This window comes from Blautia caccae (assembly GCF_040095955.1).
GTDB classification, from domain to species: Bacteria; Bacillota; Clostridia; order Lachnospirales; family Lachnospiraceae; genus Blautia; species Blautia celeris.
Genome location: NZ_JBBMFP010000116.1, coordinates 1 through 536, shown reverse-complemented (window position 1 = coordinate 536; position 536 = coordinate 1). Strand labels below are relative to the sequence as shown.

1 protein-coding gene is annotated in these 536 nt (G+C 51.3%); it reads right to left on the bottom strand.

Annotated elements, in window-relative coordinates; all coding sequences use genetic code 11:
- Positions 1-536: TIM barrel protein (locus tag WMO65_RS26500; protein WP_349064947.1), on the bottom strand; the 536-nt coding region annotated here is incomplete at both ends.

The following is a 536-nucleotide window of genomic DNA, read 5'->3' as shown; positions in this document are numbered from 1 at the left end:
ATATCCTTTAAATGTACGTGTTTGATCCTGCCCACGTACTTCTTTACCATCTCAAGAGGGTCTGCGCCGCAGTAGGTGAAATGGCCGGTATCAAATAACAGGCTCACATATTCCGGATCTGTATTTTCCATCATTCTCTCCACCTCGTCCGGGTTCTGCACCACGGTTCCCATGTGGTGATGGAAGGTCAGGCTGATCCCGTACTCTTCCTTTGCGATCTTACCCAGTCTGTTCATACCTGTACAGAAGGTCTCCCACTCCTGGTCATTCATCACGTATTTGTGGCCGAAAATGGGGGTGTCCTGCATGCCCTGTACGCTGTGGCTCTGCTCGGATGCGCCGATGATCTTGGCGCCCATTGCCTTTAAGAACGCAAGCTGTGCACGGAATTCCTTCTCCACCTCTTCAAAGGGCTTTGTGATCAGAAAGGAGGAGAACCACTGGTTGCAGATCTCCATACCGCGAAGCTCCAGGGCTTCTCTCAGCACTTCCGGGTCTTTGGGGTATTTATTTCCAACCTCAGAACCTGTGAAGCC